Here is an 18,044-nt window from a genome sequence, read left to right as displayed (position 1 = left end):
CAGGAAACAATGGCTCAATCCTACGATCTCATCGTCATCGGCGCCGGTCCAGGCGGCTATATCGCGGCGATCCGCGCAGCTCAGCTCGGCATGAAGGTTGCCGTCGTCGAGCGCGAACATCTCGCCGGCATCTGCTCCAACTGGGGCTGCATCCCGACCAAGGCGCTGCTTCGCACCGCCGATGTCATGCACACCGCCCAGCATGCCAAGGATTACGGCCTGACGCTCGAAGGCTCGATCAAGCCGGACGTCAAGGCGATCGTCGCCCGTTCCCGCGGCATTGCCGCGCGCATGAACAACGGCGTCGGCTTCCTGTTCAAGAAGAACAAGGTCGATATCATCTGGGGCGAGGCCAAGCTGACCAAGCCGGGCGAAATCGTCGTCGGCAAGATTTCCAAGCCGATTGTCCAGCCTCAGGGTCCGGTGCCGAAGAACACGCTCGGCGAGGGCACCTATACCGCCAAGCACATCATTGTCGCCACCGGTGCGCGTCCGCGCGCGCTTCCCGGCATCGAGCCGGACGGCAAGCTGATCTGGACCTATTTCGAAGCGATGAAGCCGGAAGAACTGCCGAAGTCGCTGCTCGTCATGGGCTCGGGCGCAATCGGCATCGAATTCGCGAGCTTCTACAACGCCATGGGCGTAGACGTCACGGTTGTCGAGATCATGAGCCAGGTCATGCCGGTCGAAGACGCCGAGATCTCGACCTTTGCGAAGAAGCAGTTCGAAAAACAGGGCATCAAGATCCATCTGGAAACCAAGGTTTCCAAGGTCGAGAAGGGTTCGAACTCGGTAACTGCGATGCTTGAGAAGAAGGATGGCACGACCGAGAAGGTCACGGCCGACCGGATGATCTCTGCCGTCGGCGTTGTCGCCAATATCGAGAATATCGGCCTCGAAGCTGCCGGCGTGAAGACCGATCGCGGTTTCATCGTCATCGACGGTTACGGCAAGACCAATGTTCCCGGCATCTACGCGATCGGCGACGTTGCCGGTGGCCCGCTGCTCGCCCACAAGGCCGAGCATGAGGCGGTCGTCTGCGTCGAGAAGATCGCCGGACTGCCCAACGTTCACGCCACCGACAAGGGCAAGATCCCGGGCTGCACCTATTGCAACCCGCAGGTCGCCTCGGTCGGTCTGACGGAAGCCAAGGCCAAGGAGCAGGGCCGCGACATCCGCGTCGGCCGCTTCTCCTTTGCCGCCAACGGCAAGGCCGTGGCGCTTGGCGAGGACCAGGGCATGGTCAAGACGATCTTCGACAAGAAGACCGGCGAGCTTCTGGGTGCCCACATGGTCGGTGCTGAAGTCACCGAACTCATCCAGGGCTTCGTCGTCGCCATGAACCTGGAGACGACCGAGGAAGACCTGATGCACACCATCTTCCCGCATCCGACCATCTCGGAAACGATGAAGGAAAGTGTGCTGGATGCTTATGGGCGCGTGCTGAACGCGTAAGGGGGCGGGGAGAAATCCCTCACCAACAAAATCTATGACTTAGCTGACGCTAAGATCATGATTTTGTAACCTCTCCCACTAGGGAGAGGTATGGCGCCGAGCGCGCGGCACCCCTATCTCTCCCCTAGTGGAGAGAAAGCGATTTCAGCATCTTAGCGCAGCTAAGTGCTAGAAATCGCAAGTGAGAGGATCTTGGACACGAAGTGACGGAGTTATCTATGGGCGTGGGCTGGTTTGCGGCAATCATCATCGGGGGCTTGGCGGGTTGGCTGGCCGGCAAGTTGATGGATATGCGCTTCGGCATCTTCATGAACATCGTGATCGGCATTGTCGGCGCGGTGCTGGCCAATGCGATCTTCGACAGTGCCAATATCCATGTCGCGAGCGGATGGCTGGGTTACCTGGTGCAGGGTTTCGTCGGCTCGTGCATTTTGCTATTCGTCGCAAAACTCGTCAGACGTTGACGTGACCGCAGTATCAGCGGCTAAGGACAGAAATTCATGGTGACCATTCTCGACAGGACCAATCTTAGTGATGAGAAGCGCGTCCGCCATCCGGAAAAGGCGCATCGCCCGGATACCGAGGTCCTGCGCAAGCCCGAATGGATCCGCGTCAAGGCGCCGGTGTCCAAGGGCTACCAGGAAACCCGCTCGATCGTGAAGGAGCACAAGCTCGTCACTGTCTGCGAGGAAGCGGGCTGCCCGAATATCGGTGAATGCTGGGACAAGAAGCACGCGACCTTCATGATCATGGGCGAGATCTGTACCCGCGCCTGCGCCTTCTGCAATGTCGCGACCGGCAAGCCGAATGCGCTCGACATGGCCGAGCCGGAAAACGTCGCCAAGGCCGTCAAGCAGATGGGCCTCGAGCACGTCGTCATCACCTCGGTCGACCGTGACGATCTGGAAGACGGCGGCGCCGAGCATTTCGAGAAGGTGATCTGGGCGATCCGTGCGGCCTCGCCGAACACGACGATCGAAATCCTGACCCCGGACTTCCTGAAGAAGCCGGGTGCGCTGGAACGCGTCGTTGCCGCGAAGCCGGACGTCTTCAACCACAATATGGAAACCGTTCCGGGTAACTACCTGACGGTTCGCCCCGGCGCGCGTTATTTCCACTCGATCCGGCTTCTGCAGCGGGTGAAGGAACTCGATCCGACCATGTTCACCAAGTCCGGCATCATGGTCGGTCTTGGTGAAGAGCGGAACGAAGTGCTGCAGCTGATGGATGACCTTCGGACTGCGGACGTCGACTTCCTGACGATCGGCCAGTATCTGCAGCCGACCCGCAAGCATCATGCGGTGATGAAGTTCGTCACGCCGGAAGAGTTCAAGTCCTACGAGACGGTCGCCTATACGAAGGGCTTCCTGATGGTCTCGTCGAGCCCTCTGACCCGCTCGTCTCACCATGCCGGTGATGACTTTGCCCGGCTGAAGGCAAATCGGGAGAAGAAGCTGCTGGCTGCCGCCGAATAGGCGGCACCCGGCTTATCTTTATTCGGCGGCTTCGATCTTGCGCGGCTTTTCCTGGCCGTGCCTGCGTTCCCGCAGCGTGGACTTGTGTCCGCGCGTCTCGCCCTTAGCCATTTCGATGAAATAGGCGAGCATCGGCAACCCATTCATGTCTGCCAGCTGCTTCGCGGATTCGAGCAGCTTTATCATCTGTGCGAAATCGTCCATGGGTATGCGTCTTTCGGATGGTTTGGTCTTGAGAATGTTGCAACGCACCAATATAGCGCGGATTGCGATGTCAGGTACATTACAACTCGGCACTTGGGCACATTAAATTTCTTTAACTTGAAATTTATCAAACCGGAAGCGCGGGAGGCGGACGGTGGACATCACATCGGAGCGAGCAGCGATACGCATCGTGAATATCGCCGATGCGGCGAAAATACTTGAACATTCAGATCGTGTTCTTGTCATCGGCTGCTCGGGCGGCGGCAAGTCCACGCTCTCCCAAAAGCTCTGTCGGCGGCTCGACCTACCCTTTGTCTCAATGGACCGGGACTTCTACTGGCTGCCGGGTTGGGTAAGGCGGGATCGCGACGAGGCGCGGGCGCTGATCGCCGAGGCTGTTGCCAGGGACCGCTGGATCATGGACGGAACTGGTGTGACGAGTTTCGACCTTCGGGTCCCGCGCAGCGACCTGATCATTTGGGTGCGCATGCCGCGCTGGCTCTGCCTCTGGGGCGTCTTTTCAAGAAGCCTTCGCCATTTCGGCAGGAGCCGGCCCGAGATGGCGCCCGGTTGCCGGGAGCGGCTCGCCGATCGCGAGTTCCTATCCTTCGTCTGGAATTTCGAGACAAAGACCACGCCGCGGATCATCAAGAGCATCCAGGCGCTGTCGCCCGAATGTCCTGTGGTGATGCTCACTTCCCGGGGGCAGATGCGTGCGCTTCTCGACCTTGTCGGGGCTTGATCTTGAAAGGGCGTCCGCTTAACTGCAGGTCATGCCTAAGTTCGAAATCCGCCGCCCCGTCAAGCACAGTCCCGAGAAGATGTACGCGCTGGTCGCGGACATCGAACGCTATCCGGAATTCCTGCCTCTCTGCGAGGCGCTTGCCATCCGCTCGACCAAGGAGCGGGACGGCAAGACGCTGCTGCTTGCCGACATGACGGTGGGCTACAAGGCAATCCGCGAGACTTTTACCACCCAGGTCCTGCTCAATCCGGCGGAGCAGGCAATCGATGTGAAGTATATCGAAGGCCCATTCAAATATCTCGACAACCGCTGGCGCTTCGAGCCTGCCACCGATGGCGGGCAGGGCTGCGTCGTGCACTTCTACATCGACTACGAGTTCAAGAGCATGATTCTCGGTGCGCTGATGGGCTCGATGTTCGACCGTGCCTTCCGCATGTTCACGGATGCCTTCGAATCGCGCGCCGACAAGATCTACGCACCTGCCTGACGCTTCAGCGTCCGGCGATATCCCGAAGCATCTCGAAGGCCGTACGGACGGTCGCAAGCCGGATCTCCGTCCGCCCGATATCGCCGTAACGCATTTCCCTGTGCAGGATCGCACCTTCGCGACCACGGGCGGCGAGATGCACGAGGCCGACCGGCTTTTCCGCTGAGCCGCCGGCGGGACCGGCAATACCCGTCACAGCCACCGCAAGATTTGCACGCGAACGGAAGAGGGCGCCCTGAACCATCTGCAGCGCCGTTTCCTTCGATACCGCGCCATAGGCTGCAAGCGTCGTCGATTTGACGCCCAGCAGGTCCATCTTCGCCTCATTCGTATAGGTGACGAAGCCGCGGTCGACGACGGCCGACGAGCCGGCGATTTCCGTCAGCGCGCCTGCAATCAGCCCGCCGGTGCAGGATTCGGCGGTTGAGACCATCAGCCCGCGGGCGGAAAACTCGGCGATGATCCGGCGCGCTTCTTCCTCGATATCGGCGGGAAACAGGCTCATGCCGTCTCTCCGCGATAGACGACGGTGGCGGTTGCGATCGCCGCAATGCCCTCGCGCCGTCCGACGAAGCCGATCTTCTCGTTGGTCGTCGCCTTGACCGAGCAGCGGTCGATCGTGATGCCGAGGATCTCGGCCAGATTGGCGCGCATCGTGTCGCGATGCGGCCCGACCTTTGGCGCTTCGGCGATCAGCGACACGTCGGCATTCATGATCACGCCGCCCTTTTCGCGGACGATCTTGGCCGCATGATCGAGAAAGATCTTCGACGGCGCGCCCTTCCACTGCATGTCGGATGGCGGAAAGTGGTCGCCGATATCGCCGGCGCCGCAGGTGGCGAGCAGCGCGTCGGTCAGCGCGTGCAACGCGACGTCCGCGTCCGAATGGCCGCTCAGTTTCTGGTCATGGGGAATGAACACGCCGCAGAGCGTCACACCGTCTCCGGGCACCAGCTGGTGCACATCATAGCCGTTGCCGCAACGGACGTCAGGCAGGCCTTCCGCCGAGAATTTCGAGGAGAGCTTTTCATCGGCCATGGTCATATCCCGTTTGACGGTCAGTTTTATGTTGTCGACGGACCCCTCGACGATGGTCACCGGCAATCCGGCCCATTCGGCGATCGCCGCGTCGTCGGTGAAATCGTCGCGGCGAAGGGCCGCAGCCTTTTCATGCGCCGAACGGATCTCGGAGAGAAGGAAGCTCTGCGGGGTCTGGGCGGCATAGAGGCTGTTGCGGGACACCGTCTCGTGCACCAGCCCGTCGCTGCCGCCGCGCTTTAGTGTGTCGCTCACGGCGACCGCCGGCAGCACGGCGTCGACGCCATCGTCGAAAGCGCCCGCGATGCGGTCCAGCATGTCGTGGTCGACGAAGGGCGCGCCGCGTCATGGATCATCACATGGGTTGCGTCGGTCGCCGAGAGCGCCCGCAAGCCCTCGTAGACCGAGCGCTGCCGCGTGTCGCCGCCGAAGGTGGTCACGACATTATCCACACCATCCAGACCTGCTGTCGCTGCGGCATAAAGCGCCTCGTCGTCGGGGTGGATGACGACCACGATCGGTCCGCGTCGCTCCCAGCCGAGGAAGGTCGCAAGCGTATGCGCAATGACCGGACGCCCGCCGATCGGGCGGTATTGCTTCGGTCCCTCGTCCGGAGAGCCAGCTCTTTCACCTCGTCCTGCAGCGACGATGACGATGCCGATTGTCATGGAGTTGTCGTCCCCGTGCCCTAGCGATTTGGATTGACAGCGGCAGAACTATAGCCTCAAAAGCCGCTTTTCCAGCGTACCGCTTAAAAATAACGCAGCCTGTGAATCTCTCTTGGCAAACGCGTCTTACCTGAATAAAAATAGTGCACAATGCCTGCTTGCCTGAAAGATCATCATTTGCATTCCAGTGATCTTGCTAAACCGTTCCAGATCGGGTCCGTCGCCGTCCGTAATCGGGCGGTGCTTGCACCGATGTCCGGTGTCACCGATCTCGCGTTCCGAAAGCTCGCCTGGCGCTTCGGGGCAGGGCTCGTCGTGACCGAAATGGTGGCGAGCCGCGAGCTCGTGATGAACAAGGGTGAATCCTGGGCGCGGCTCAAGAATGCCGGCATGACACCGCATATGGTGCAGCTTGCCGGCCGCGAGGCCCATTGGATGGCGGAGGCTGCGAAGATCTCGGCCGATAACGGCGCCGATATCATCGATATCAATATGGGGTGTCCGGCCAAGAAGGTGATCGGCGGCTATTCCGGCTCGGCGCTGATGCGCGATCCCGACCACGCCCTGTCGCTGATCGAAGCGACGGTAAAGGCGGTATCGGTGCCCGTCACCGTCAAGATGCGCCTCGGCTGGGACCATGATCTGCTCAACGCCCCGCTGATCGCCAAGCGGGCGGAGGAGGCGGGCGCACAGCTCATCACCGTGCATGGCCGCACGCGCATGCAGTTCTACGAAGGCAAGGCCGACTGGGATGCGATCCGCGCAGTGCGCGACGTCATCACCATCCCGCTGATCGCAAATGGCGACGTGCAGACGCCGGAAGATGCGGCCGAGATCCTGCGCCGCTCCGGTGCCGATGCCGTCATGGTCGGCCGCGGCGCTCAAGGCCGGCCCTGGCATATCGGCTGGCTTGCCGGACATGCCGCGCCTGCAGCCGGCGACATCGCCGCCATCGTCATCGAGCATTACGAGGCGATGCTTGAACTGTACGGCCGGGAGCCCGGCCTGCGCCACGCGCGCAAGCATCTCGGCTGGTATATCGAACGTTACGCGCCGGAAGCGGCGCCTGAAGAAAAAGCGGCAGTCATGGTTGCCCGGGATCCGGATGACGTCATCAGCCGTCTGTCTCGGATCTTCGCCATGGCCGGCCGCGCTCAGTCTCACAGGGAGGCCGCATGACCAAGTCCGCCGTACAGGACGCCGCCCACGGGCAGGCGCTCGCCATGGCCGTTCTCAACGCCGTGCAGAACCCGGTCGTCCTCGTCGATCAGGCCGGCAAGATCGCATTCGCCAACTGGGAGGCTGAGGCCTTCTTCGGTGCCAGCGCCTCGCATCTGGCGAAATACAAGATTTCCAGCTTCATTCCGTTCGGCAGCCCGCTTCTTGCGCTGATCGAACAGGTGCGCGAGCGCAAGGCGCCGGTCAACGAATACCGCGTCGATCTCTCCTCCCCGCGGCTCGGACAGGAAAAGCTGGTCGACCTCTATGTCGCACCGGTCGCCGGCGAGCCCGGCTCGGTCGTCATCGTTTTCCAGGAGCGTTCGATGGCCGACAAGATCGACCGCCAGCTGACCCACCGGGCGGCGGCGCGTTCGGTAACCGGTCTCGCCTCCATGCTGGCGCATGAGATCAAGAACCCGCTCTCGGGCATCCGTGGCGCAGCCCAGCTTCTCGAAACCTCCGTTCCGGACGAAGACCGCGCCCTGACGCGCCTGATCTGCGACGAGACCGACCGGATCGTCTCGCTGGTCGACCGCATGGAAGTATTTTCCGACGAGCGCCCCGTCGATCGCGTGCCGCTCAACATCCATTCGGTGCTCGATCATGTGAAGGCTGTCGCCAAGGCCGGCTTTGCTCGCGACATCAAGATTTCCGAGATGTACGACCCGTCGCTGCCGCCGGTCTATGCCAATCGCGATCAGCTTATTCAGGTATTCCTCAACCTGATCAAGAACGCTGCGGAAGCGGTTCATGACCAGCCGGACGCGGAAATCATGCTGACCACGGCCTATCGACCGGGCATCAAGCTTTCCGTCGCCGGCACGCGTGACAAGATTTCGCTGCCGCTCGAATTCTGCGTCATCGACAACGGTCCCGGTGTGCCGCCCGACCTCGTGCCGCATCTCTTCGACCCCTTCATCACCACCAAGACGAACGGCTCCGGCCTTGGTCTCGCGCTGGTCGCCAAGATCATCGGCGGCCATGGCGGCATTGTCGAATGCGACAGCCAGGCCCGCAAAACCATATTCCGTGTTCTGATGCCCATGCACAAGGATGACGCCGGTGACGGCCGCGCCTTGAACTCCACAGGAAACGTTAAATGACTGCCACGATCCTTGTCGCCGACGACGACGCAGCCATCCGCACGGTGCTCAACCAGGCCCTGACCAGGGCCGGCTACGATGTCCGGATCACGTCCAATGCCGCAACGCTCTGGCGGTGGGTTTCCGCGGGCGAGGGCGATCTCGTCGTCACCGACGTGGTGATGCCCGACGAAAACGCCTTCGATCTTCTGCCGCGCATCAAGAAGGCCCGTCCGGACCTGCCGGTGCTTGTCATGAGCGCCCAGAACACTTTCATGACGGCGATCCGGGCCTCGGAGAAGGGCGCCTACGATTATCTGCCGAAGCCGTTCGATCTCACCGAGCTGATCGCAATCGTCGGTCGGGCGCTTGCCGAGCCGAAGCGCAAGCAGGCTCGCCTCGACGACGACATGCAGGACGGCATGCCGCTCGTCGGCCGTTCGGCTGCGATGCAGGAAATCTACCGCGTTCTCGCGCGCCTGATGCAGACCGACCTGACGCTGATGATCACCGGTGAATCCGGTACCGGCAAGGAACTGGTCGCTCGCGCGCTGCACGATTACGGCAAGCGTCGCAACGGTCCCTTCGTCGCCATCAACATGGCGGCCATCCCGCGCGATCTGATCGAGATCGGAGCTGTTCGGCCACGAGAAGGGCGCCTTCACCGGCGCCCAGAGCCGGTCCACCGGCCGTTTCGAACAGGCCGAGGGCGGCACGCTGTTCCTCGACGAAATCGGCGACATGCCGATGGATGCCCAGACCCGTCTTCTGCGTGTCCTCCAGCAGGGCGAGTACACGACGGTCGGCGGCCGCACGCCTATTCGCACCGACGTGCGCATCGTCGCTGCCACCAACAAGGACCTGAAGCAGCTCATCAACCAGGGCCTGTTCCGCGAAGATCTCTATTACCGCCTCAACGTCGTGCCGCTGCGCCTGCCGCCGCTGCGCGATCGCGCCGAGGATATTCCGGATCTCGTCCGTCACTTCATGCAGATGGCGGAGAAGGAGGGCTCGATCCGAAGCGCTTCGAGAACGAAGCGCTGGATGTGATGAAGTCCTATGCCTGGCCGGGCAACGTGCGCGAACTCGAAAACCTCGTGCGCCGCCTGATGGCGCTCTATCCGCAGGAGGTCATCACCCGCGAGATCATCGATACGGAACTGCGCGCCGACGTGCCCGACAGCCCGATCGACAAGGTGGCGCCGCGCAACGGTTCGCTGACGATCGCCCAGGCGGTCGAGGAAAACATGCGCAGCTATTTCGCCGGCTTCGGCGACAGTCTGCCGCCGCCGGGCCTTTACGACCGCGTGCTCACCGAGATGGAATATCCGCTGATTCTAGCGGCGCTTACGGCCACCCGCGGCAACCAGATCAAGGCTGCCGACCTGCTCGGCCTGAACCGCAACACGCTGCGTAAGAAGATTCGCGAACTCGGAGTTTCCGTCTACCGGAGTTCCCGTTCGGCGTAGTATTCGAAAGAAAAGTCCGGAGATCAGGGGCGGTCGCGCTTGCCCCTCTCGACCGTTTCTATCGTTTCACAAAGAGTTGCGTGAATATACTGCATTCACGTGATCCTCATGCTCGTGCCGCTTGACACGTTGGGATCATCGTTGCATTTTCGCCACAATGCGTTGCTTAGAGGTCACGCAGGTGCCCCTTGTTCGGCTGGCTGATTCCATCCCGGTCGAAGCGACGGACATTCATTTTCAGCAGTATTGATGCGTCTGTCCCCATGTCGGGTGCGGGCGGCAAGGCATTTGGTCTTGAGGACGGAGGTAACGATGGTGGACGGCGGGACGGCATCTCTTGCCGACGGTCAGCCGGCGGCCTCTGTTCAGGATCGGCGTGCCTCCTTTGCGCTGCCGGGCATTCTCGTGGCCGGTGGCGCGCTGGTCTGCGCCAGCCTGACCCTGCTGGTGCTCCTCGGGGTGACGCCGATCGCGCCGACCGGCAATGTCGTGATCGCCTCCGCCGTCATCAATTCGCTCTTCATCCTCGCGCTGATGTATCTGATCGGCCGGGAAGTGACGCGGCTCTTGCGTGCCCGCAATCGTGGCCGTGCTGCGGCGCGGCTCCATGTGCGCATCGTCGCGCTCTTTTCGATCGTGGCGATTACCCCGGCAGTTCTCGTGGCGATCTTCGCCAGCCTGACGCTGAATGTCGGTCTCGATCGCTGGTTCTCGCTGCGCACGCAGTCGATCGTGCAGTCCTCGCAGGATGTCGCACGCGCCTACATGATGGAGAATGCCAGCTATCTGCAGGGCCAGACTGTCTCCATGTCGAACGACCTGGAGCGCAACCGGGCCATGTTCTATCTCGACCGCACGGGCTTTCTCGACCTGATGACCCGCCAGGCGCGGGGCAGGGGTCTGCTCGGCGCCTTCCTTGTGCAGGAAGACGGTGCGGCGATCGCGCAGGCCGATATCAAGGTCGAAAAGCCGCTGCCGGCCATCCCGGCGGATGCGTTGAAATCTGCCGCAGCCGGCCAGCCGACGCTGATACCCCCGGGTGTCACCAATCTCGTCGGCGCGGTGATCAAGACGGACGCGATCTCCGGCACCTATCTCTATACGATCCGCGCGGTCGATCCGAAGGTCATGAACGCCATGCGCCTGATGGAGGAAAACACCGCCGAATACAAGGCGATGGAAGCGGGCCGCATGTCGCTGCAGGTCGCCTTCGCCGTGCTCTATCTCGGCTTTGCGCTGATCGTGCTGCTTGCGGCAATCTGGGCGGCTATCGCGGTCGCCGACCGGATCGTGCGCCCGATCCGCCTGCTGATCAGCGCCGCCGACAGCGTCGGTGCCGGCAATCTCAATGTCGTCGTGCCGGTACGCGCCGCCGATGGCGATGTCGGCAGCCTGTCGCGCACCTTCAACAAGATGATTTCCGAGATCCGCAGCCAGCGCGACGAAATTCTCGAGGCCAAGGACGAGGTCGACGACCGCCGCCGCTTCATCGAAGCGGTGCTCTCCGGTGTGACGGCAGCCGTCATCGGCGTCGAGGACGACCGGCGCATCGCCATCGTCAACCCGTCGGCGGAGGAAATGCTCGGCGAAAGCGCCGAAAGTTTGATCGGCAAGACGCTGAATGAGGTCGCGCCGGAGATCGATCCAGTGCTGACCGAGGCGACTGCCCGTTCGCGCGGCGATTTCCGCAAGCAGGTGAACCTGATGCGTGGGGGCAAGGAGCGGACGCTGTCCGTCCAGGTCACCCGCGAGGAACAGCGTTCTGCCGCCGATTCCTACGTCATCACGCTCGATGACATCACCGATCTCGTGATCGCCCAGCGCTCGACCGCCTGGGCTGATGTCGCCCGCCGCATCGCCCACGAGATTAAGAACCCGCTGACGCCGATCCAGCTTTCCGCCGAGCGCCTGAAACGGCGTTATGGCAAGCAGATCGACGAAAACGATCGCGCGGTCTTCGATCAGTGCACCGATACGATCGTGCGTCAGGTGGGCGATATCGGGCGCATGGTGGACGAATTCTCGTCCTTCGCACGCATGCCCAAACCGTCGAAGGAAATCACCGATCTGCGCGGCATCCTCAAGGATTCCATATTCCTGCGCGAAATAGGCGCCAGCCATGTCGAGTTCATCAGCGAATTCGGCGAGGAGCCGCTCGAAGGCCTGTTCGATGCGCGCATGCTCGGCCAGGCTTTCGGCAATCTGGTCAAGAACGCCGTCGAGGCGATCGAGATCCGTGCCGGCAGGCGAGGAGCGGGATGGCCAGAAGGTCAAGGTCCGCACCGGCTTCGACAAGGCGCGGGACGTCTTCGTCGTCGACGTGATCGACAATGGCATCGGGCTTCCGACCGAGAACCGTCACCGGATTCTCGAACCCTATATGACGATGCGCGAGAAGGGCACCGGCCTTGGTCTTGCGATCGTGAAGAAGATTATTGAAGAGCATGGCGGGCAGCTCGAACTGCATGACGCTCCCGCCGATTTCGATCATGGCAAGGGTGCCATGATCAGGGTGGTTCTGCCGCATCTCGATGCGGCCGGCGCATCCGCCAGTGATAAGAACAAGGAAATTGCTTATGGCGTCTGACATTCTGGTCGTCGATGACGAGGCGGATATCCGCGAAATCGTTGCGGGCATCCTATCCGACGAAGGGCACGAAACGCGTATGGCGCATGACAGCGACAGCGCGCTGGCGGCGATCTCCGACCGCGTGCCGCGGCTGGTCTTCCTCGATATCTGGATGCAGGGCTCCAAGCTCGACGGGCTCGCACTGCTCGACGAGATCAAGGCCCGCCATCCGGACCTGCCCGTCGTGATGATTTCCGGTCACGGCAATGTCGAGACGGCGGTGTCTGCCATCAAGCGCGGTGCCTTCGACTTCATCGAGAAACCATTCAAGTCCGACCGCCTGATCCTGATTGCCGAGCGGGCGCTGGAAAACTCAAGCTGAAGCGCGAGGTTTCCGAACTGAAGCGCCGGACCGGCGATGCGGCCGAGCTCGTCGGCACGTCGGTTGCCGTGTCGCAGCTGCGTCAGACGATCGAGAAGGTGGCACCAACCAACAGCCGCATCATGATCCTCGGTCCATCCGGTTCCGGCAAGGAACTCGTGGCACGGATGATCCACCGCAAGTCGTCGCGCGCTGCCGGCCCGTTCGTGGCGCTGAACGCGGCGACGATCACGCCGGAGCGCATGGAAATCGCGCTTTTTGGCACCGAGGGCGGCCCCGGCCAGGCCCGCAAGATCGGCGCGCTGGAAGAGGCCCATCGCGGCATTCTCTATCTCGACGAGGTCGGCGAAATGCCGCGTGAGACGCAGAACAAGATCCTGCGCGTGCTCGTCGATCAGCAGTTCGAGCGTGTCGGCGGCTCCAAGCGGGTCAAGGTCGATGTCCGCATCATCTCGTCGACCGCCTACAATTTGGAAAACCAGATTTCCGAGGGGCATTCCGCGAGGATCTCTATCACCGCCTGGCTGTCGTGCCGGTCAAGGTGCCCGCACTTGCCGAACGGCGCGAGGACATCCCGTTCCTCGTCGACATGTTCATGCGCCAGGTTTCCGAACAGGCCGGTATTCGTTCGCGCAAGATCGGCGACGACGCGATGGCGGTGCTGCAGGCCCATGACTGGCCGGGGAATATCCGCCAGCTGCGCAACAATATCGAGCGACTGATGATCCTCGCCCGCACCGACGGCCCGGACACGGCGATTTCCGCCGACATGCTGCCGACCGATCTCGGCGACATGCTGCCCAAGGTCTCGTCCAAGGGCAATGTCCACATCATGACGCTGCCGCTGCGCGAAGCCCGTGAAATGTTCGAGCGTGATTATCTGATCGCCCAGATCAACCGTTTCGGCGGCAACATTTCCCGCACGGCGGAATTCGTCGGCATGGAGCGTTCGGCACTTCACCGCAAGCTCAAGTCTCTCGGCGTCTGATCCGCCGGTCATCACGGGCGGATGGCGAAGCGTCGGGCAGGCACTTCGCTTCGCCCCTTAGACATCCTGCCCCGAAATGAAGTGAACAGCATGTCGAGAATTGCCTATGTCAACGGCCAGTATCTTCCTCACACGGACGCAGCCGTCCATGTGGAGGACCGCGGCTTCCAGTTTGCCGATGGCGTCTACGAAGTCTGCGAGGTCCGGGCCGGACTGATCGTCGATCTGACACGGCATCTCGACCGGCTCGATCGCTCGCTGAGCGAGTTGCGCATGGCATCGCCCATGGATCGCAAGGCCATGACGATCGTCATCCGCGAGGTCCTGCGCCGCAACCGGATCAGGAACGGCCTCTTCTATCTGCAGGTGACGCGTGGGGCTGCCCGCCGCGACCACTTCTTCCCGGCTGCCGGCACCGCGCCGACGCTGGTCATCACGGCGAAGTCGGTCGATCCGTCGATCGCGGCCAAGAAATACGAGACCGGCATCAAGGTCATTACGGTTGCGGAAAATCGCTGGGACCGGGTCGATATCAAGACCGTCGGCCTGCTTCCCAACGTGCTTGCCAAGCAGCAGGCGCGCGAGGCCGGCGCCCAGGATGCGGTCTACATTGACAGCAATGGCATCGTCATGGAGGGCGCATCGTCCAATATCTGGATCGTCACGCCGGACGGCGCGCTCGTTACTCGCCCGGCCGAGCACGGCATTTTGCGCGGTATCACGCGCACCACGGTGCTCGATGTCGCGAAATCGCTGAAGCTTGCGGTCGAGGAGCGCGAATTCACGACGGAAGAGATGCTGGCGGCGCGCGAAGTGTTCTTCACATCGGCAACCGGCTCCTGCGTGCCGATCATCGAGGTCGACGGCAAGGCGATCGCCAACGGCCATCCGGGCACTGTTGCATCCGAAATCCGCGACGCCTTTTTCGACATTGCGGAAAAGACGGTGATTTGATAACCAGACATTTGGGGGAAGGGAATTCGGGAATTGCCCGTTCATCTCTTTACAATCTAGTGATCAGACCCGGCCGTGCCGGCAAAAGAAAGAAGCGACGCTATGGCGGAACGTTCTCAGAACCTGCAGGATTTATTTCTTAACACCGTTCGCAAGCAAAAGATTTCCCTGACAATATTCCTCATCAACGGGGTCAAGCTCACGGGAGTCGTCACGTCCTTCGACAACTTCTGCGTCCTTCTGCGTCGTGACGGGCACTCGCAGCTCGTGTATAAGCACGCGATTTCGACCATCATGCCGGGCCAGCCGATGCAGATGTTCGAGACGGAAGAAAACGCAGCGTAAGGATCAGGACAGATTTCGAACCGAGATACGTCTAACGAATCGCTCGTCCCGGAAGCCGAAAAGCACCGGGACGACATGCGTGCCGTGGTGGTGGTTCCCGTGCTCAAGCAGACACGGGCCCGCACCGGGCAGGGCGATGCGCCGGTGGTGGTCGCTCCGAAGCGCTCCAACGAGGCCCGCCTCGAGGAGGCGACCGGTCTCGCACGCGCCATCGACCTGGAAATTGCCGAGGGACTGATCGTCTCCGTCAACCAGCCGCGTCCGGCGACCCTGATGGGCACAGGCAAGATCGAGGAGATCAAGGCGCTGCTCGACGAGAAGGACGCCGGCCTCGTCATCGTCGATCATCCGCTCACCCCGGTGCAGCAGCGCAATCTCGAAAAAGAGCTGAATGCCAAGGTCATCGACCGCACCGGTCTGATCCTGGAAATCTTCGGCCGCCGCGCCTCCACCAAGGAAGGCACGCTGCAGGTCGATCTGGCGCATCTCAACTACCAGAAGGGCCGCCTCGTCCGGTCCTGGACCCACCTTGAACGCCAGCGCGGCGGCGGCGGCTTCATGGGCGGCCCGGGTGAAACCCAGATCGAAGCCGACAGACGCCTGCTGCAGGACCGTATCGTCAAGCTGGAGCGCGAGCTCGAGCAGGTCGTGCGCACCCGCCAGCTGCATCGCGCCAAGCGCCGCAAGGTGCCGCATCCGATCGTGGCGCTGGTCGGCTATACGAATGCCGGCAAGTCGACGCTGTTCAACCGCATCACCGGTGCGGGCGTTCTCGCCGAGGACATGCTGTTTGCGACGCTCGACCCGACGCTGCGCCGCATGAAACTGCCCCACGGCCGCACCGTCATCCTGTCCGATACGGTCGGCTTCATCTCCGACCTGCCGACCCATTTGGTCGCCGCCTTCCGCGCCACGCTGGAAGAGGTGCTGGAGGCGGATCTTATCCTGCATGTCCGCGACATGTCCGACCCGGACAGTGCCGCCCAGTCCCATGACGTGCTGCGCATCCTTGCCGATCTCGGCATCGACGAGAAGGAAAGCTCCGAGCGCATCATCGAGGTCTGGAACAAGATCGACCGGCTCGACCCGGAAACCCATGATGCGCTGTTCGACCGCGCCAAGGGCCGCGACAACATCATGGCGCTGTCGGCGATCACCGGCGAGGGGCTCGACGCCCTGATGGACGAGATCGCCAAGCGCCTTTCCGGCGTTCTGACCGAAACCTCGATCACCATCCCGACCGACAAGCTCTCGCTCGTCTCCTGGGTCTACGGCAATTCCATCGTCGACGACCGCAAGGACAACGAGGACGGTTCGGTGACGCTGGACGTGCGCATGTCGGAAGCCCAGGCCGCGGAACTTGAACGCCGGCTCGGCAACGGACCGAAGCCTCAGAAGGAAGACTGGGAGCGGTAGACTTCCGGCCTTTCGTCTATGGCCGCATCAGAGGCCTCGCGACACCACGTCGAGAGCGGCGTGATCGTCATCGCTCGCTGTCTCGTCGAGACTTTCCGGTTATCGATGAAACGATCCCCGTCCGTCCTGTAGCATAAGCGAAACCTTCGCTTGAGAGCTTCCGTCAGCGTCCTTCCGCCTGGGAAGGACATGATGAGGAGCATCCCTATGTCACTGGTTTCCTTTGTTCCCGACGAGATCTACACCAAGACGCTCGGCTCGCCGCAGACGGCCAATCTTCTGCGGGTCGCATTCAACGCCCCGGCCTGGGCCGAAGCCTTCGTGAAAATGGCGGCGGTGCAGCTTTCGGCGCTGTCGCTGAAGCCTGAACATCGGGAACTCGCCTTCCTGCGCACCGCCTCCTATCTCGGCGGCCGTTATGCCTGGGCGGGCCATGAAAACCTGGCGCGGAAGTCTGGCGTGACCGAAAAGCAGATCGAGGCGATCCGCACCGGCGAGGACGAGATCCTCGGTCTTTTCCGAAGAGGAGCAGGCGCTGCTGAAGCTCGTCGTGCTCCTGTGCCGGAAGTCGACCGAACGCAGTGTCGTCTGGCACGCGCAATGCTTCTTCACCGACCAGGAAATCGTCGAGATCATCGCGGTGCACAGCCTGTGCTACAGCATCACCAGCCTCACATCGGCGCTGCATGTCGAACTCGACGAGCAGCCGGAGGTGGCCGCGAAGGTGCCGAGTTTTGCCGATAGTGCGGCCCGGATCGCGGCCGCGGCATTTCCGCGGCATTGAGGTTTTGCGGCGGGGCGGGGGCGCGTCGCTGCGCGTGCAGTGTTCCGGGTTTATCTGGCAGATGTCGCCGATGTCCGCTTCGGGCAAGAGGCGGACTACGAAGGCTGTGTAGCTACTTACCTGTTGGAAACAAAAGCTCCATTGGATAAGGAAGGGCCAGTCTCGGCATCTCGTTGAAGGACGTGTATTTGAGGCCGACAGTCTCAGGATCGGTACATCCTCCCGCCTCGCCACTCGTCAGGCATCTGAACAAAACGACTAGATATTCGACACTATCTCCGTTCGGATAGATGTATCGGAATTCCTTACCGCCAAATACCGCCAAAACTTCTGAGTCTGTGACCGTTAGCCCAGTCTCCTCAAGGACTTCGCGCGCAATCGCTTGATGGGGTGTCTCACCCGGCTCGATCGCGCCGGCGGGAAGGCTCCAGCCTTCGCCGCTGCCTTTCTGCTGGAGAAGCAACCGCCCTTCGGCGTCGGAAATTACCGCGGCCACGCTGGGCAACATGATGAGATCATGTCCGACCTTTGATCGAAGAGATTGAATGTAACTCAAAGGCCTGATTTCCAAAAACTAAGTCCCTGCGCGACCATAAACCAAAGCTCTTGCCCGCTTCAATGTCTGCAATTGGCGCTTCTGCGCCACGCGGCCCGCTGGCTGAAACGGTCCATCAGGCCGCCCCGGCTATCGCCTCCACCTCATTCGGCAGGTTGATCTTCAGCATAAATGCATTGAAGCTTGTTGCTCAGCCCCATACACCC

14 protein-coding genes and 4 pseudogenes are annotated in these 18,044 nt (G+C 61.8%); 14 read left to right on the top strand and 4 right to left on the bottom strand.

Annotated elements, in window-relative coordinates:
• Positions 1-9: 9 nt before the first annotated feature.
• The 3 genes from lpdA (at position 10) to lipA (ending at position 2,930) form a co-directional block, all read left to right on the top strand.
• On the top strand, positions 10-1,455 hold the full coding sequence (gene lpdA, locus N7E02_RS27030) for a dihydrolipoyl dehydrogenase (RefSeq protein WP_286580886.1): 1,446 nt from the start codon (positions 10-12) through the stop codon (positions 1,453-1,455).
• Positions 1,456-1,673: 218 nt separating this feature from the next.
• Positions 1,674-1,919 carry a GlsB/YeaQ/YmgE family stress response membrane protein gene (locus N7E02_RS27025; protein WP_093000441.1) on the top strand — a complete coding sequence of 82 codons (246 nt, stop codon included), beginning with the start codon at positions 1,674-1,676 and terminating at the stop codon, positions 1,917-1,919.
• A 36-nt stretch (positions 1,920-1,955) separates the two neighbouring features.
• The gene (gene lipA / locus N7E02_RS27020; protein WP_286580883.1) at positions 1,956-2,930 is read left to right on the top strand and encodes a lipoyl synthase; all 975 of its coding nucleotides are present in this window, start codon (positions 1,956-1,958) and stop codon (positions 2,928-2,930) included.
• 18 nt (positions 2,931-2,948) lie between these two features.
• On the opposite strand, the gene N7E02_RS27015 is transcribed toward lipA, so the two are convergent.
• Positions 2,949-3,134, bottom strand: a complete 186-nt coding sequence (locus N7E02_RS27015; protein ID WP_286580882.1) for a hypothetical protein — start codon at positions 3,132-3,134, stop codon at positions 2,949-2,951.
• Between the two features lie 154 nt (positions 3,135-3,288).
• On the opposite strand from N7E02_RS27015, the gene N7E02_RS27010 reads away from it, so the two are divergent.
• Both N7E02_RS27010 and N7E02_RS27005 read left to right on the top strand, forming a co-directional pair.
• Positions 3,289-3,876, top strand: a complete 588-nt coding sequence (locus tag N7E02_RS27010; RefSeq protein ID WP_374730668.1) for a P-loop NTPase family protein — start codon at positions 3,289-3,291, stop codon at positions 3,874-3,876.
• Positions 3,877-3,907: 31 nt separating this feature from the next.
• Positions 3,908-4,366, top strand: a complete 459-nt coding sequence (locus N7E02_RS27005) for a type II toxin-antitoxin system RatA family toxin (protein WP_286580880.1) — start codon at positions 3,908-3,910, stop codon at positions 4,364-4,366.
• 4 nt (positions 4,367-4,370) lie between these two features.
• Here the strand turns inward: N7E02_RS27005 and N7E02_RS27000 are convergent, their stop codons facing one another.
• Positions 4,371-4,871: a CinA family protein gene (locus tag N7E02_RS27000; protein WP_286580878.1), complete on the bottom strand. Its 501-nt coding sequence runs from the start codon at positions 4,869-4,871 to the stop codon at positions 4,371-4,373.
• Positions 4,868-6,072, bottom strand: a pseudogene (locus N7E02_RS26995) (bifunctional 2-C-methyl-D-erythritol 4-phosphate cytidylyltransferase/2-C-methyl-D-erythritol 2,4-cyclodiphosphate synthase). The gene N7E02_RS27000 and the pseudogene N7E02_RS26995 overlap by 4 nt, the downstream one beginning before the upstream one ends.
• A gap of 150 nt (positions 6,073-6,222) precedes the next feature.
• Here N7E02_RS26995 and dusB point away from each other — a divergent pair.
• The 9 genes and pseudogenes from dusB (at position 6,223) to N7E02_RS26950 (ending at position 17,242) form a co-directional block, all read left to right on the top strand.
• On the top strand, positions 6,223-7,251 hold the full coding sequence (dusB, locus tag N7E02_RS26990; protein ID WP_286580873.1) for a tRNA dihydrouridine synthase DusB: 1,029 nt from the start codon (positions 6,223-6,225) through the stop codon (positions 7,249-7,251).
• Positions 7,248-8,396 (top strand): two-component system sensor histidine kinase NtrB, encoded by a 1,149-nt coding sequence (locus N7E02_RS26985; RefSeq protein ID WP_286580872.1) that lies wholly within the window; start codon positions 7,248-7,250, stop codon positions 8,394-8,396. The genes dusB and N7E02_RS26985 overlap by 4 nt, the downstream gene beginning before the upstream one ends.
• Positions 8,393-9,844, top strand: a pseudogene (gene ntrC, locus N7E02_RS26980) (nitrogen regulation protein NR(I)). Before N7E02_RS26985 ends, ntrC begins: the two are co-directional and overlap by 4 nt.
• Before the next feature lie 312 nt (positions 9,845-10,156).
• Positions 10,157-12,431, top strand: a pseudogene (locus N7E02_RS26975) (sensor histidine kinase NtrY-like).
• Positions 12,421-13,783: pseudogene (ntrX, locus tag N7E02_RS26970) on the top strand (nitrogen assimilation response regulator NtrX). The pseudogenes N7E02_RS26975 and ntrX overlap by 11 nt, the downstream one beginning before the upstream one ends.
• Before the next feature lie 90 nt (positions 13,784-13,873).
• Entirely contained in the window at positions 13,874-14,737 is an 864-nt protein-coding gene (locus N7E02_RS26965; protein WP_286580869.1) for a D-amino-acid transaminase, read from the top strand.
• Positions 14,738-14,839: 102 nt separating this feature from the next.
• On the top strand, positions 14,840-15,082 hold the full coding sequence (hfq, locus tag N7E02_RS26960; RefSeq protein ID WP_007757453.1) for an RNA chaperone Hfq: 243 nt from the start codon (positions 14,840-14,842) through the stop codon (positions 15,080-15,082).
• A gap of 75 nt (positions 15,083-15,157) precedes the next feature.
• On the top strand, positions 15,158-16,498 hold the full coding sequence (gene hflX, locus N7E02_RS26955; RefSeq protein ID WP_286580868.1) for a GTPase HflX: 1,341 nt from the start codon (positions 15,158-15,160) through the stop codon (positions 16,496-16,498).
• 207 nt (positions 16,499-16,705) lie between these two features.
• Positions 16,706-17,242, top strand: a complete 537-nt coding sequence (locus N7E02_RS26950) for a carboxymuconolactone decarboxylase family protein (protein WP_286580865.1) — start codon at positions 16,706-16,708, stop codon at positions 17,240-17,242.
• Between the two features lie 152 nt (positions 17,243-17,394).
• On the opposite strand, the gene N7E02_RS26945 is transcribed toward N7E02_RS26950, so the two are convergent.
• Positions 17,395-17,838 (bottom strand): NUDIX domain-containing protein, encoded by a 444-nt coding sequence (locus tag N7E02_RS26945; RefSeq protein WP_286580863.1) that lies wholly within the window; start codon positions 17,836-17,838, stop codon positions 17,395-17,397.
• Positions 17,839-18,044 lie beyond the last annotated feature (206 nt).

The sequence above is a fragment of the Terrirhizobium terrae genome (assembly GCF_030323265.1).
In the GTDB taxonomy this organism is placed as follows: domain Bacteria; phylum Pseudomonadota; class Alphaproteobacteria; order Rhizobiales; family Rhizobiaceae; genus Neorhizobium.
This window is presented reverse-complemented; position numbering and strand designations above follow the sequence as displayed.

What these genes read in the sequence shown, in the direction of transcription:
- lpdA (WP_286580886.1), top strand. Translation starts at nt 10, where the DNA reads ATGGCTCAATCCTACGATCTCATCGTCATCGGCGCCGGTCCAGGCGGC.
- N7E02_RS27025 (WP_093000441.1), top strand. Translation starts at nt 1,674, where the DNA reads ATGGGCGTGGGCTGGTTTGCGGCAATCATCATCGGGGGCTTGGCGGGT.
- lipA (WP_286580883.1), top strand. Translation starts at nt 1,956, where the DNA reads ATGGTGACCATTCTCGACAGGACCAATCTTAGTGATGAGAAGCGCGTC.
- N7E02_RS27015 (WP_286580882.1), bottom strand. Translation starts at nt 3,134, where the DNA reads ATGGACGATTTCGCACAGATGATAAAGCTGCTCGAATCCGCGAAGCAG.
- N7E02_RS27005 (WP_286580880.1), top strand. Translation starts at nt 3,908, where the DNA reads ATGCCTAAGTTCGAAATCCGCCGCCCCGTCAAGCACAGTCCCGAGAAG.
- N7E02_RS27000 (WP_286580878.1), bottom strand. Translation starts at nt 4,871, where the DNA reads ATGAGCCTGTTTCCCGCCGATATCGAGGAAGAAGCGCGCCGGATCATC.
- dusB (WP_286580873.1), top strand. Translation starts at nt 6,223, where the DNA reads ATGCCTGCTTGCCTGAAAGATCATCATTTGCATTCCAGTGATCTTGCT.
- N7E02_RS26985 (WP_286580872.1), top strand. Translation starts at nt 7,248, where the DNA reads ATGACCAAGTCCGCCGTACAGGACGCCGCCCACGGGCAGGCGCTCGCC.
- N7E02_RS26965 (WP_286580869.1), top strand. Translation starts at nt 13,874, where the DNA reads ATGTCGAGAATTGCCTATGTCAACGGCCAGTATCTTCCTCACACGGAC.
- hfq (WP_007757453.1), top strand. Translation starts at nt 14,840, where the DNA reads ATGGCGGAACGTTCTCAGAACCTGCAGGATTTATTTCTTAACACCGTT.
- hflX (WP_286580868.1), top strand. Translation starts at nt 15,158, where the DNA reads ATGCGTGCCGTGGTGGTGGTTCCCGTGCTCAAGCAGACACGGGCCCGC.
- N7E02_RS26950 (WP_286580865.1), top strand. Translation starts at nt 16,706, where the DNA reads ATGTCACTGGTTTCCTTTGTTCCCGACGAGATCTACACCAAGACGCTC.